This window comes from Micromonospora sp. NPDC001898 (assembly GCF_042891255.1).
Classification (GTDB): domain Bacteria; phylum Actinomycetota; class Actinomycetes; order Mycobacteriales; family Micromonosporaceae; genus Micromonospora.
On the sequence record NZ_JBIATC010000003.1, the window covers coordinates 381,488 to 394,311 of the forward strand.

General features: G+C 76.8%; 10 protein-coding genes. 5 read left to right on the forward strand and 5 right to left on the reverse strand.

Annotated elements, in window-relative coordinates; genetic code table 11:
* Positions 1-59 precede the first annotated feature (59 nt).
* Entirely contained in the window at positions 60-3,011 is a 2,952-nt protein-coding gene (locus ACFYZF_RS09575) for a helix-turn-helix transcriptional regulator (RefSeq protein WP_387017619.1), read from the reverse strand.
* A 189-nt stretch (positions 3,012-3,200) separates the two neighbouring features.
* On the opposite strand from ACFYZF_RS09575, the gene ACFYZF_RS09580 reads away from it, so the two are divergent.
* Positions 3,201-5,756, forward strand: coding sequence for an AAA family ATPase (locus ACFYZF_RS09580; protein ID WP_387017621.1), 2,556 nt, complete (start codon positions 3,201-3,203; stop codon positions 5,754-5,756).
* Positions 5,757-5,796: 40 nt separating this feature from the next.
* Here the strand turns inward: ACFYZF_RS09580 and ACFYZF_RS09585 are convergent, their stop codons facing one another.
* Positions 5,797-6,363, reverse strand: a complete 567-nt coding sequence (locus ACFYZF_RS09585; RefSeq protein ID WP_387017622.1) for a dienelactone hydrolase family protein — start codon at positions 6,361-6,363, stop codon at positions 5,797-5,799.
* Between the two features lie 202 nt (positions 6,364-6,565).
* Between ACFYZF_RS09585 and ACFYZF_RS09590 the strand changes: the two genes are divergently transcribed.
* Positions 6,566-7,753: a hypothetical protein gene (locus ACFYZF_RS09590; RefSeq protein ID WP_387017624.1), complete on the forward strand. Its 1,188-nt coding sequence runs from the start codon at positions 6,566-6,568 to the stop codon at positions 7,751-7,753.
* Positions 7,754-7,802: 49 nt separating this feature from the next.
* On the opposite strand, the gene ACFYZF_RS09595 is transcribed toward ACFYZF_RS09590, so the two are convergent.
* Positions 7,803-8,774, reverse strand: coding sequence for a zinc-binding dehydrogenase (locus ACFYZF_RS09595; protein WP_387017625.1), 972 nt, complete (start codon positions 8,772-8,774; stop codon positions 7,803-7,805).
* Between the two features lie 360 nt (positions 8,775-9,134).
* Between ACFYZF_RS09595 and ACFYZF_RS09600 the strand changes: the two genes are divergently transcribed.
* From ACFYZF_RS09600 to crcB, 3 genes are all read left to right on the forward strand, one after another.
* On the forward strand, positions 9,135-9,917 hold the full coding sequence (locus ACFYZF_RS09600) for a class I SAM-dependent methyltransferase (protein WP_387017627.1): 783 nt from the start codon (positions 9,135-9,137) through the stop codon (positions 9,915-9,917).
* 148 nt (positions 9,918-10,065) lie between these two features.
* The gene (locus ACFYZF_RS09605) at positions 10,066-10,635 is read left to right on the forward strand and encodes a CrcB family protein (RefSeq protein ID WP_387017629.1); all 570 of its coding nucleotides are present in this window, start codon (positions 10,066-10,068) and stop codon (positions 10,633-10,635) included.
* Positions 10,632-10,994: a fluoride efflux transporter CrcB gene (gene crcB / locus ACFYZF_RS09610; protein ID WP_387017631.1), complete on the forward strand. Its 363-nt coding sequence runs from the start codon at positions 10,632-10,634 to the stop codon at positions 10,992-10,994. Before ACFYZF_RS09605 ends, crcB begins: the two co-directional genes overlap by 4 nt.
* Positions 10,995-11,037: 43 nt before the next feature.
* On the opposite strand, the gene ACFYZF_RS09615 is transcribed toward crcB, so the two are convergent.
* A complete protein-coding gene (locus ACFYZF_RS09615) occupies positions 11,038-11,373 on the reverse strand; it encodes a hypothetical protein (RefSeq protein WP_387017633.1) in 336 nt (111 codons plus the stop codon).
* 106 nt (positions 11,374-11,479) lie between these two features.
* On the reverse strand, positions 11,480-12,730 hold the full coding sequence (locus tag ACFYZF_RS09620) for an MFS transporter (protein ID WP_387017635.1): 1,251 nt from the start codon (positions 12,728-12,730) through the stop codon (positions 11,480-11,482).
* Between the last annotated feature and the right edge of the window lie 94 nt (positions 12,731-12,824).

Sequence of the window (12,824 nt, forward strand, 5' to 3'; positions counted from 1 at the left end):
GGCCCGTGCGGCGGATCAGTAGAACGACGTATAAGCAGCCGACCGACGTACGTCGGCGCCTACTCGGAACGGTTGCGCAGGAAGATCGCGCTGGCCTGCACCCGGGTGCGGACCTGAAGCTTGTCGAAGATGTGCGAGACGTGCACGCCGATGGTCCGCTCGCTGATGAACAGCCGCTGGCCGATCTCCTTGTTGGTCAGCCCCTCCGCCACCGCGGCGAGCACCTCACGCTCCCGGGCGGTGAGCATCGCCAGCTCGTCGCTGGCCGGCTCGGCGCCGGCCGGGGACCGGCCCTCGACCGACGCGCCGTGCTCCTCCAACTGCACCCGGGCCCGGCCGGCCAGCGTACGGATCTCGGTGCTCAGCGGCACCGCGCCGAGCCCCTGCGCCACCTGGTACGCCTGGCGCAGCAGCTTGCCGGCGGTCGCCGTCCGGCTGCGCCGGGCCAGCAGCGCCTCGGCCTGCCGCAGCCGCGAGTACGCCGCCGGGTACGGGTGGTGACGCCGTTCCCACTCGCTCACCGAGCGGGCCCACAGCTCGGGGTCGCTGCTCCCGTCGAGGCGGCTGAGCTCGGCGTCGCACAGCGCCAGGAACCCGTCGACCACGTCCCGCACGGAGCGGACGGCGTGCTCGCTCTTGCGGGCCACCCGCTCGGCCACCTCGCGCAGGCGGCGAACCGCCGTCCGGTCGACCGGCACCGTGCGGGACGCGTGCGCCTCGGCCTCGGCGCGCAGCCCGTGCCAGACCAGCGCGGCGAGGATGCCCACGTCGTCGGAGCGGCTCTCGGTCAGCCCTCGCTGCACCGCCTGACGGGCGAGGTCGTGCCGCCCCTGCCACATCGCCAGGCCGGCGCGCAGGGTGAGCAGCGGGATGACGTGCCGGGCGCCGCCGCCGGCCAGCACCGTGGCGACGGCCTCCAGGTCCCGGTCGGCGGCCTCGATGTCGCCGTAGCCGACCGAGAGGCGGCAGCGGGCCAGCAGGAGCTCCACGGCGTCCGCGCCGGAGGGGCGGTGCCGCAGCGCCGCCGCGACCACCTTCTCCGCCTCGGCCCACTGCCCGACCCGGAACAGCCCGTTGGTGGCGATGGCCAGCAGCCGGGTCTCGTACGTGCGGCCCAGCCCCAAATCGGCGACCCGCTCGGCGCCCCGGCGGGCCACCACGACGCCCTCCTCCAGGATGTTCAGCGGCCCGGTGAGCAACTCCGCCAGGTGCAGGTGCGCGCACGCCACATCCTCGGGCCGGCCGGCCCGCTCGGCGGTGTCCAGGGCCTCCCGCATGACGGCCAGCCCGGTGTCCGGGTCCTCCAGGTAGGCCTCGCTGAACCCCAGAGCCATGCTGGCCATGACGACCTCGGAGACGGACCCGTCCACCTCGGCGGCCAGCGCCAGGGCCTCCCGGGCCCGGTCGCCGGCGTCGGCGTACCGGCCCAGGTGCAGCAGCAGCTCGGCCAGGTGGGCGGCGGCGGTGGCCCGCTCCCGGGGGGTGCAGTCGGCCGCCGCGAGGGCCCGCCGGTACTCCGCCTCCGCGGGGGCGGACCGGCCGGCGGCGGCCAGGTAGCGGGCCCGCCGGATGTGCAGCGCGCAGGCCGGGGCAGCGCCGTCGGCGGTGGTGGTGGCCAGTTCCTCCAGCAGGGCCAGCGCCCGGGCGTGCTCGCCGCAGTGGTGCGCCGCCTCGGCGGCGTTCCGCAGCAGGTCCGCGCGGTCGACGACGCCAGCGTCCGCCGGGGACGTCCCGGTGGTCGCCGCGGACGCCCCGGTGGGCTGGACGCCGGCCAGCTGGAGGGCCACCGTCCAGTGCCGGTGGGCCTCGGCGTAGCCGTGCAGTCGCTCGGCCTCCTCGGCGGCGGACACCGCCGCCGGCAGAGCGCGGGCGGGCTCGCCGGCCAGCCGCCAGTGGTGTGCCAGCCGGGCCTGGTGCAGCTCCGCCGGGGCCGCGGTCAGCGCCTCCGCGTACCGGCGGTGCAGGGCCGACCGCTCGGCGGGCAGCAGCTCATGGGCGAGCACCTCGGCGACGAGCCGGTGCCGCAGCCGGTACCCGTCGCCGTCGCTGACCAGCAGCCGGTGCGCCACCGCCGCCCGGACCGCGTCGATCAGCTCCTGCTCCGGCAGCCGGGTCACCTCGGCCAACAGCCAGTGCGCCACCGGCTCCACCCCGGCCGCCACCGCGTGCACCACCGCGTGCGCGGGCTCGGGCAGGGCGTTCACCCGGGCCAGGAACACCTCCCGCACAGTGTCCGACAGCCCGTCCCGGCCGTCACGCAGGTCCCGCGCCAACTCCTCCACCACGAACGGGTTTCCGCCGCTGCGCTGCCACACCGACTCCGCCGCCTCCACGCCCAGCGGCCCGCCCACGATCTCCGCCGCCAGCCGCTCGGTGTTCGCCCGGTCCAGCGGGGCCAGGTCCAGCACCCGCACCGACCGCAGCCGGCGCAGCTCGGTGAGCACCCGGCGCAACGGGTGCGCGCCCTGCAACGACTCGGACCGCACCGCCCCCAACACCGACAGTTGCAGGTCGCCCAGGCCGGCGAGCAGGTAGAGCAGCAACTGCCGGGTGCTCCGGTCAACCCACTGCAGGTCGTCGAGCACGAGCACCAGCGGCCGACCCTGGGCCACCAGGTTCAGCCCCCGGGAGACCCGCTCCAACAGGGCCCCCGCGCCGTCCGGGCCGCCGGTCTCCTCGGCGAACATCTGCAACAGCCCGCGCACCGCCGACGAGGTACGGGCGTGCGAGGCGGTCAGGTCCGCGTCGAACCGGCGCAACGCCTGCAACAGGGGGTGCAACGGGGAGGCGTCCCCGATGTCGAGGCACCCACCGGTGAGCACCAACGCGCCGGTCGCGCGCAGCCGGTCGCCCACCTCACGCAGCAGCCGGGTCTTGCCCACCCCGCTCTCGCCCGTGAGGAAGACCGCCGCCGTCTGTCCCGGCCCGACGTCGTCGAGCAGCGCGGACCGCAGTGTCGCCACCTGGCCGGCACGGCCGACGAGCGGTGCGGTGTCCACATCGCTGGCCATGGCTCGCAGCCTAGTCACAGGTCCCCGGACCGTTCTACAAGTCTTCACGGCCACTGGTATGCCTCGCGTCGACATTACGACTAATGGTTGCGGGTGGCCGACATACGTCGTTCTGCCGATCCCCCGACCTGCCAGTGGTGGGAGTCTCCTGAGGTCGTCAGGCACCAAGCGGGGGGAAAGGACGGTGCGATGCCCATGTCCACGATCGTCACGAAAACACAGGTCACGGCACCGGCGGACTGGCCCGTTCCCGAGGAGCGGCGGACGGTCAGCGTGCTCTTCGCCGACATCGTCGGCTCGACCGCGCTGGTCGACCGGCTCGACCCGGAGGATGTCCGGGCGCTGCAACGTGCGTACTTCGACACCGTCGCCGGGGTGCTGGTCCGGTGGGGTGGCGTGGTCGAGAAGTACGTCGGCGACGCCGTGATGGCCCTGTTCGGGGCCCGGGAGTCCGACGGCTTCGACGCGTACCGGGCGGTGCGGGCCGGGCTGGAGATCCAGCGCGCGCTGGACGGACGGACGCTGCCCGGCGCGGCAGCCCTGCGTACCCGGGTCGGGGTCGCCACCGGCGAGGCGCTGGTGGACGTCGCCGCGTTGCGCGACGGCGCGCACGGCATGGCCAGCGGTGCGGTGATCACCGCCGCCGCCCGCCTGCAGGAGCACGCCCCGCCCGGCGCCGTCGTTGTCTGCGCGGCCACCCGCCGTGCCACCGATGCCCTGATCGTCCACCGCGCGCTCCCCCCGCTGACCGTCGCCGGCAAGCCACTGCCGATGGACGTCTCGATCGCCGCCGGCGTGGCCCGCCCCGAGCCGGCCGGCCACCACGGCCGGCTGGTCGGCCGCCGCCGCCAGCTGGCAGGCGCGCGGGACCAGGTGCTGCGGGCGGTACGCGAGCACAGCCCCCGCTGGGTGTCGCTGGTCGGCCCGGCCGGCAGCGGGCGCAGCCGGATGCTGCACGAGCTGCGCCGGGCCGTCGACGCCTCCGACGGAACCCCGGTGCGCTGGTGCGTGGTCGCCTGCCCGCCGTTCCCGGAGCGGCCGGTGGGGCCCGTGGCCGACCTGCTGCGCGCGTTCGCCGACGTACGCGCCGAGGACCCACCGGCGACCGTCCGCCGTCGGCTGCTGGCGGCGGCGGACGGCCTGGTGCCGCCGGCACGGGCGCTGTCCACGGCCGTCGCCCTGGAAGGGCTGCTGGACGGATCGTTCCCGGCCGGTGCGGTGGTCTGGCAGCGGCTGCTGCTGCGTCAGGCCGCCGTGCAGCCCCTGGTGGTGGCGGTGGACGACCTGGACCGCGCCGCCCCGGCGGTGACCCGGTTCCTGCGCGGCCTGATCGCGGCGGCCGTCGTGCGGCGACTGCCGTTGGCGGTGGTGACCACCCACCGTCCGGAGTGGGCCGACACCCGGCCGACGCCGGACGTCCGGCGCGCCGAGGTGCCACTGCCGCCCCTGTCCCAGGTGGAGACCGGACGGCTGCTGCGCCACCTGCTCGCCCGGGCCGGTCAGCCAACGGCGCTGGCGGCGCGGCTGCTGCCCCTGGTCGGCGGCCTGCCCGGGACCGCCGAGGCCTACGCGCGGCGGATCTCCGAGGGGGCGGACCCGGCGGCGGCGCTGCCGGACCGGGTACGCGCGAGCGCCGCTTCCCGGCTGGACGCCTGCGGCGGCGCGGAGCGCGCCGCGACGATGGTGGTCGCCGCGCTCGGGCCGTCGGTCCCCGCCGCGACGGTGGACCGGGCGTTCGGCTGGGCGCCGGGGCGGGCCGAGCCGGTCCTGCGCCGGCTCGCCGGCCGCGGCCTGCTGCGGCGCGTGGCCCGGGACGGCTACCGCGTCGCCGATCCGGCGCTGCGCCGGGTCGCGCACGACCGGCTGCCCCGGTCGGTACGGACCGAGATCGCCCGGCGGGCCGACCTGAGGGCCCCGGTCGGCCCGCACCTGGCGACGTTGCCGGTCAGCGCTGCCCTCGGTCACCCGACGCTGCCGGTCAGCGCTGCCCTGGGTCACCCGGCGAACCCGGCGCGACCGGCCGGCACGACCCTGCGCGACCCGGCGCGACCGGCCGGCACAGCCCAGGGATACCCGGCGCGACCGGCCCGCCCGACCCAGGGATACCCGGCGCGACCGGCCGGCGCGGACCTGCGCTACCCGATCGACGCGCCACTGCCCCGCCCTCGGGGCGGCCCGCCGGTGCGGGCGGGGTGGTCGCCGGCCACCCCGCGGGCCCTGACCGCGCTGCCCGGCCCCGCCGTGGCTGCCCGCCCCACGCCCGCCGGTCCGGCCCTGGGCGCGCCACGCCCCACGCCCACCGGCCCGCCCGAGGGCCCACGCCTCACTACCGCCGTTCCGCCCGGGGGCCCACGCCTCACTACCGCCGTTCCGCCCGGGGGACCAGGCCCCGCGACCACCGTTCCGCCCGCGACGACGGGGGCCCTGCGGCTCGCGGTCGCCCGTCCTTCCGCACCCGACTCCCGCCCGTCGGGCGGCCCTGCGAGGCCGGCCGGCCGGCCAACGTGGGAGATCCGGCGCGGGCCGGGAGACAGCGGGGCGGCCCGACCCGGGCCCGACGGCACCGCCTGGCCCGATGCCCGATGGGCACCGGTCGTCCGCCTCCGCGAGTGGGCAGCGCCGCCACCGGCACCCGACGGGGCGGCCAGGTCGGTGGGCCCGACGGGGAGCACCGACGGAACCGGGGCCGGACCGGGCGACCGGCCGACACCGAGCGGCACGGCCCGGCTGGCCGCGGCCGCCTGACAACCGACGCGGGGCGGGGCGGGTCAGCCGGGCGTGCGCGTCAGTGGCCGTCGAGGAAGGCGAGCACGCGTTCCCAGGTCAGCTCGGCGGCGGCCGGGTCGTGATCAGGGACATCCGCGTCGGTGAAGAGGTGACCCGGGCCCGGGTAGCGGTACACCGACAGGTCGGCGCCCGCGGCAATCATCGCCCGCTGCCACGCGTCTACCTCGTCCTGCGGCTCGTACTCGTCGGGGTCGGCGAGGTGCAGTTGCACCGGCAGGCCCGGCCGGATCGTCTCCGGCGGGCCGGCGGTGCCGTGCAGCAGGAGCAGGGCGGCGGCGGCGGGGCGCTCGGCGAGCAGTTCGGCGGCCACCCAGACGCCGAAGGAGAAGCCGGCCAGGACCGTGTCGGGCGGTAGGTCTGCCACGGCAGCCCGGGCCCGGTCGAGCACGGTCCACTTGCCGATCTTGTCGAGCAGGGCGAACCCCGCCTCGACGGTGTCGGCGGCGGGCTCCCCGTACAGGTCGGGGGTGACGACCTGGTGCCCGGCCGCGCGGAGCCGGTCGGCGGCGGCGAGCACGGCCGGGCGCAGGCCGTAGACGGAGTGGAACAACGCGATCTGACTCATCCCGCCATCGTGGCGCGCAGGTCTGACATCCACCGGCAGAACCCGCCGGTGGATGTCAGACCTGCGTACGGCACACCCCGCACCGGTTGTTCCACCGGGTGGACGCGGGGGACCCGCCCGGCGCGGCATCCTGACCGTCCCACCTCATCACACAAAGGAGTCACACAATGACATAGAGTCGCCGACCTTCGAGAGGACCACGATGACGAGCAGCGGAGTCCGCCATGAGGCATCCCCGTCCACCCCTGCGGCCCTCCCCCGGGTGCCGCCGGCCACCCGCCGGGAGGACCTGGTCACCGTCCTGTTCGGCGCGTGCCTGACGGCCGGGGCGATGTCCGACGGCTGGGCGCACAGCAACATCGTCGAGACCATCGAGGGGTTCTTCACCCCGTGGCACGGCCTGCTCTACGCGGGCTTCGTCGCCACCGCGGCGTGGACGTTCTGGCTGGCGTACCAGCGGCGTGACGCGGCACCCCGGTGGTGGCGGGACGCCTTCCCGCCCGGTTACCGGGTCGGGGCGATCGGGGCGGTGGCCTTCCTGATCGCCGGCCTGGCCGACATGGCCTGGCACGAGATCCTCGGGGTGGAGGTGGGCCTGGACGCAGAGTTCAGCCCGAGCCACCTGCTGCTGGACGCGTCGGCGGTGCTGCTGCTGACCAGCCCGCTGCGGTCCTGGTGGGCCAGCGGGGAGCGTGGTGGACGATCGGCGACGGGGGTGGCGTCCCTGGCTCTGGGCGTGATGGCGCCGTCGATCCTGCTCACCTACGCGTCGGCGTTCCTCACCCTGGCGCCGACCCGCCCGATCGGCGCCGCCGGGACGCAGCAGGCGGCGATCCTCGGCGTCGACGCGTACCTGATCACCACGCTGGTGCTGGTCGGGCCGTTCCTGCTCGCCCACCGGAGGCGGGCCACCCCGGGGGCGGCCACCACCCTGGCGGCCGGGGTGGCGCTGTTCGACATGGTGATGCACGAGTTCCCGACACCGCAGGTGTGGGCCGCCCTCGGGGCGGTCTGCGGCGCCGGCCTCGCCGACGTGCTGCTGCTCCGGCTGGACGCGATCCGCGGGCGGGACGCCGCACTGCGGCTGCCGATCGCCGGCGCCCTGCTCTCCGGGCTGATGGTCGCCGGGCACCTGGCGGGGCTCGCGCTGGCCGCCGGGATCGGCTGGACGCCGGAGGTGACCGCCGGCGTCGTCACCCTCGCCGCGCTCCTCGGCACCCTGCTCGGCGGCCTGGCCGCCCGGCCGGCCCCGACACCGGACCCGGCCGACCCGGCCCGGATCCCACCTCCGGCCGACCCGGCCCGGATCCCGGCCCCGGCCGGGCCAGCCGGTGCGGCCCCGGTGGTCGCCGACCCCGTCCCGCCGGCCCCGGCCGACCCGGGCCGCTGACCGGCGGCCGGCCGGGGCGTCGGTCCCGGCCGGCCCTGGTCCGTCCGGGTCAGACGGAAAGCAGCGTCTTGCCGACCGTCTCCCGGTCCTCGATGGCCCGGTGCGCGTCGGCGGCGCGGTCCAGCGGGAACGTCTGCCCCACCAACGGCGCCACCCAACCGGCCGCGACGGCGTCCAGCGCCGCCAGCAGGTGGCGCCGGCGGGCCTGCACCGTGAGGGCCCGCAGGTCGCCGATGCCGGTGACCGCCACTCCCCGGTCACGGGCCGACGCGGGGTCCGGCACGGCGAAGCCACCGGCCGGAGCGCCGTACGCGCACGTCCGGCCGCCGGGCACGACCAGGTCGAACGCGGCCCGGCCGTACGCCCCGCCGGCGCCGTCGAGGAGGACGTCGACGCCGCCGAGGACGGCGCGTACCCGATCGGTCCAGTCCGGGGCCGAGTAGTCCACGATCTCCTCGGCGCCGAGCCGGCGCAGCGCGTCCCGCTTGGTCGCGCCGCGCGCCGCCCCGACCACTCGGGCGCCCCCGGCTTGTGCCGCCTGGAGCAGCACCGCGCCCGCTCCCCCGGCGGCGGCGGTGACCAGCACCCGCTCGCCGGCCCGGACGCCGCCGACCAGGTCGAGCACGGCGAACGCGGTGAGTCCGTCGGTCAGCAGGGCGGCGGCGTCCCGCAGCGACACCGTCGGGGGCACGGCGAAGAGGTCGTCGACCGGCACCAGGGCCCGGTCCAGGTAACCGCCCCCCGGCCCGGTCCGCGTGACCACCCGCCGGCCGGCCCAGGCGGGATCGACGCCGGCACCCACCGTGGCGACCGTCCCGGCCACCCCCGAGCCGGGCCGGTACGGGGGCCGGTCCGGAAACCACGCCCCGGCCCGGCCCGCACGGATCGCCGTGTCGATCCACAGCACGTTCGCGTAGGCCACCTCGACCACCGCCTCGCCCGGGCCCGGGGACGGGTCCGGCACCTCGGTCAGTGCCAGCACCTCCGGTCCACCGAACCGGGTCACCTCGATCACTCTCATGCCGTACCTCCGTGTGGCTCGCCCTCACCGCCCAGGCTCGGAGATGAAGCGGCGTTGAGGTCAACCACCGTCGGGAGCGACGTGGGTCACGGGTTCCCGGGGTCGAGCCACCGGGGGGAGGCCTGTGGTCGACGAGGGCGTGACGCCGACAGAAGGGACAGCCGAGCGGGACCGGGGGCCGGCCGAGACGGGGCGGGCGAGACGGGGGGCGACCTCCCGGGCGGGGATGGAACCACCACCACCGCCCGGGACGCCCACGCCGGCCATCCGGCGATCATCGCACTGCTCATTATTCGGTAATTGCCAAGAGTTTGCAACAAGCTCTGGACCTGCGCCGGCGATGTAACTAACCTGACCGCCATGACTCCTTACATCACCGAGGCGACCGATCCGCTCGCCGGCACGGCGAGGGCCTGGCAGGAAAGCTGGGACCGGCAGCAGGAGGCGTTCATGCCGGACCGGGAGGCGCGCTTCGCCGCCATGCTCGACGCCGTCGACGCGGTCGTCGACGGGGACGCCCCCCGCCTGCTCGACCTCGCCGGGGGCACCGGCACCATCTCCCTGCGGGCGCTGGCCCGCTTCCCCCGGGCCGAGGTGACCCTGGTCGACCTCGACCCGGCGTTGCTGGCCCTGGCCGACGCGTCGCTGCGCGACCGGGCGACCGTGCTGGTCGCCGACCTGGGCCGCCCCGACTGGGCCGATCGGCTGCCGCACCGCGACTACGACGCGGTACTCACCGCCACCGCCCTGCACTGGCTGCCGGCCGACCGGCTCACCGCCCTCTACGGTGAGATCCGGGGCCTGCTACGTCCGGGTGGTCTCCTCGTCAACGCCGACCGGATGCCCGACGACGCGCTGCCGGGGCTGACCGACAGGCTGACCGCCCGGGCCCGCGAGCGCCGGGCCACCCGGTACGCCGCCGGGGCGGCCCTGTCCTGGCCCGACTGGTGGGAGCGGGCCGGCGCGGACCCGGCGCTCGGCCCGCTGGTCGCGCGACGCCACGAGATCTACCCGACCGGGCACAGTCCCGAATGGAACCCTCCGGTCTCCTGGCACCTCGCCACGCTGGCCGCCGCCGGCTTCACCGAGGCCGGCACGCTGTGGCGGGGCGGCGCCGACGCGGCGGTGGCCGCCGTCCGCTGACCGGACCCGCCGCCCGCGTCGCGGTGGCCGGGGGCCCGCCGGCGGTAGGCTCGTGCCGGCGAAAACGCGAGGGCGCCGCCGCCGGGCAGCCGCGAGGACGCGCGTCGACGGGTTTCCGCCGGCGGCGGACGTGCGGTGGGAGGGCGAGGTGACCGGAGCGGACCCGCGCCGGGTCGACCCCGACGTCGACGTGCGCGTACCCGGGGACCGGGGCGAACTGCGGGCGCACCCGGCGGCGGTGCTCGGCGTGATCGCGGCCGGAGGCGTCCTCGGCGCGCTGGCCCGCGCGGGGCTCCAGGCCGCCGTCCCGCACCGGCCCACCGGCTTCCCGTGGGCGACGTTCGCCGTCAACGTGACCGGATGCCTGCTGATCGGGGCGCTGATGGCGATGGTCGCCGCCGGGCGGACCCGGCCGCTCACCCGGCCCTTCCTCGGTGTCGGCGTGCTGGGCGGTTTCACCACCTTCTCCACGTACGCGGTGGACGTGCGGCTGGCGGTGGCCGCCGGGGCGGCCGGCACCGCGCTGGCGTACCTGGTCGCCACCCTGGTGGGGGCGCTGGTCGCGGTATGGCTCGGCGACGCCGCCGCCGGCCGGTTCCTGCGCCGCGCGGCCCGGCAGGAGGCGGGGGGCGGCGGGCGGCCGGGCGCGGGCGGTTCCCGGGCGGCGGACGGGCCGGGCGCGGACGGCCGGGCCGACGAGGATCGGGAGGCCCGGTGACGATCCTGCTGATCGCCCTCGGCGCGGCCGTCGGGGCGCCGCTGCGCTACCTCACCGACCGGGCCGTGCAGTCCCGGCACCGCTCGTCGTTCCCGTGGGGCACCCTGACCGTGAACGTGTTCGGCTCCCTGCTGCTCGGAGCCCTGGTCGCCGCGCCGGTCGGGCCGGCCGTCGCCGCGCTGATCGGCACCGGCTTCTGCGGCGCGCTCACCACCTACTCGACCTTCGGCTACGAGACGCTGCGGCTGGCCCGCGACGGATCCCGGTGGCCCGCCCTGGCCAACGCGCTGACCAGCGTGGCCGCCGGGCTGGCTGCGGCGTCGCTCGGCTACGCGGTGATCCGCTCGCTGAGCGGGTGACCCGGTCCCGGTGGCTCGTGCGGGCGACGCCGTCCGCCCGGGGTCAGCGCGCCCGGCGCTCCGGGTGCGCCCGGTTCCAGGCCCGCATCCGCTCCGGGTACCCGGTGCGCGCGGCCTCGTACAGGGGCACCGCGTGCCGTTGGGCGATCTTCGCGGCGGCCCGGGGCGAACCGGTCCGCCGCCGGATCCACTCCCCGTCGTGGGCGATCGCCACCACGGTGGTGTCGGTCGCGGTGGTCTCCGGCTCGAGGTAGAACTCCACACCCCGGCGGCTGGCCACGAACGCCTCCAGGGCGGCGAGGTCGTCCGGCGTCGCCTCCCGGTCGAGTTTCGTCGGGATCCCGTCGACGGCGCGCTGTCGCCGGCTGAACCAGCCCATGCCCGGCTCCTCTCCTCGGCGTCCCACCAAGTGGAGCACGCCCGCCTGACATCCCGCTGGGCACGGGGTGAGAGGAACCTGGCCACGGGGCACCGACCGGGGTGGGTCAGCGGGTGAGCCGGGAGCCGGCCAGCGGCCGGATCACCGGGACCAGGGCCAGGGCCGGCAGCAGCAGGAGCGGCACCACGATCAGGGCGCGCAGCGTGCCCACCTCGTCGCCGAGCAGGCCCAGCAGCGGCGGACCGCCGAGGAACGCGGAGTAGCCGATCACCCCGACGACGCTGACCCGGGCCGGCGCCCGGTCCTCGTCGTCCGCGGCGGCGCTCAGCCCCACCGGGAAACCGAGCGACGCGCCGAGCCCCCACAGCGCGACCCCGGCGATCGCGACCGGCCCGGAGCCGGCCAGCACCGCGAGGGTCGCGCCGACCCCGGCGCACAGGATCGTGCCGAGCAGCACCGGCACGCGGCCCCAACGGTCGAGCGCCACCGTGCCGACGGTGCGACCGACGGTCATGCCGACCACGAAGACGCCGAAGACGGCGGCTCCGGCGGCCTCGCTCAGCCCGTACCCGTCGACGAACGCCACCGCGAGCCAGTCGTTGGCGCTGCCCTCGGTGAACGCCATCACCAGCACCAGCAGGCCGATGAGCAGGGTGCGCGGCTCCCGCCAGGCGGCGAGCAGCGAGCCGCGGCGCGCGGCAGCGGCGTCGCGGGCGGACCCCGGGTCGGCCCCGTCAGCCGCCAGGAAAGACCGGGCCCCGAGCAGCGTGCCGGCGAGCACGACCGCCGCCAGCACGGTCAGGTGCGCGGCGATCGGCACTCCGGCCTGGGCCGCCGCCGCGCCGAGTCCCGCGCCGGCCACCGAGCCGAGGCTCCACGCGGCGTGGAACCGGGGCAGGATCGTCCGGCCCAGCCGCCGTTCGACGGCCGTCCCCTCGATGTTCATCGCCACGTCGCAGGTGCCGGAGCCGTAGCCGAACAGGAACAGGCCGACGGCGACGCCGGGCAGGAACCCGGCGAACCCGGCGGACATCCCGGCCACCGTCATGCCGCCCGCCACCAGCAGGACGCTGGCCGCCACCGTGCGGGCCGCGCCGAGGCGCTGGGTGACCAGCCCGGCGGTCGGCATCGCCAGCAGCGCGCCGACGGACATGGCGAGCAGCAGCAGCCCGAGTTGCCCGGCGCTGAGGCCCAGCGTCTCGCGGACCGCCGGCACCCGGGAGAACCAGGAGGCGATCGCGAGGCCGTTGAGGGCGAACACGGCCGCCACGCCGTTACGGGCGGCCAGGACCGCGCGTGGTACGCCGGCCGGCGCGTTCCCCCGATCGGCGGTCGAGGCGTCGGCGGTGCTGCTCACGGGGTGGTTTCCTTTCCGGCGGGGCAGTGTGGTCCCACCATTGGACACTCCGATGCGACAGCACCGACCACCGGCCCGGCCCTTACCCATAGCC

Excerpts from the sequence above, each read along its gene's own strand:
- ACFYZF_RS09585 (WP_387017622.1), bottom strand. The coding sequence starts at position 6,363 with ATGAGTCAGATCGCGTTGTTCCACTCCGTCTACGGCCTGCGCCCGGCC.
- ACFYZF_RS09575 (WP_387017619.1), bottom strand. The coding sequence starts at position 3,011 with ATGGCCAGCGATGTGGACACCGCACCGCTCGTCGGCCGTGCCGGCCAG.
- ACFYZF_RS09580 (WP_387017621.1), top strand. The coding sequence starts at position 3,201 with ATGCCCATGTCCACGATCGTCACGAAAACACAGGTCACGGCACCGGCG.
- ACFYZF_RS09600 (WP_387017627.1), top strand. The coding sequence starts at position 9,135 with ATGACTCCTTACATCACCGAGGCGACCGATCCGCTCGCCGGCACGGCG.
- ACFYZF_RS09615 (WP_387017633.1), bottom strand. The coding sequence starts at position 11,373 with ATGGGCTGGTTCAGCCGGCGACAGCGCGCCGTCGACGGGATCCCGACG.
- ACFYZF_RS09595 (WP_387017625.1), bottom strand. The coding sequence starts at position 8,774 with ATGAGAGTGATCGAGGTGACCCGGTTCGGTGGACCGGAGGTGCTGGCA.
- ACFYZF_RS09590 (WP_387017624.1), top strand. The coding sequence starts at position 6,566 with ATGACGAGCAGCGGAGTCCGCCATGAGGCATCCCCGTCCACCCCTGCG.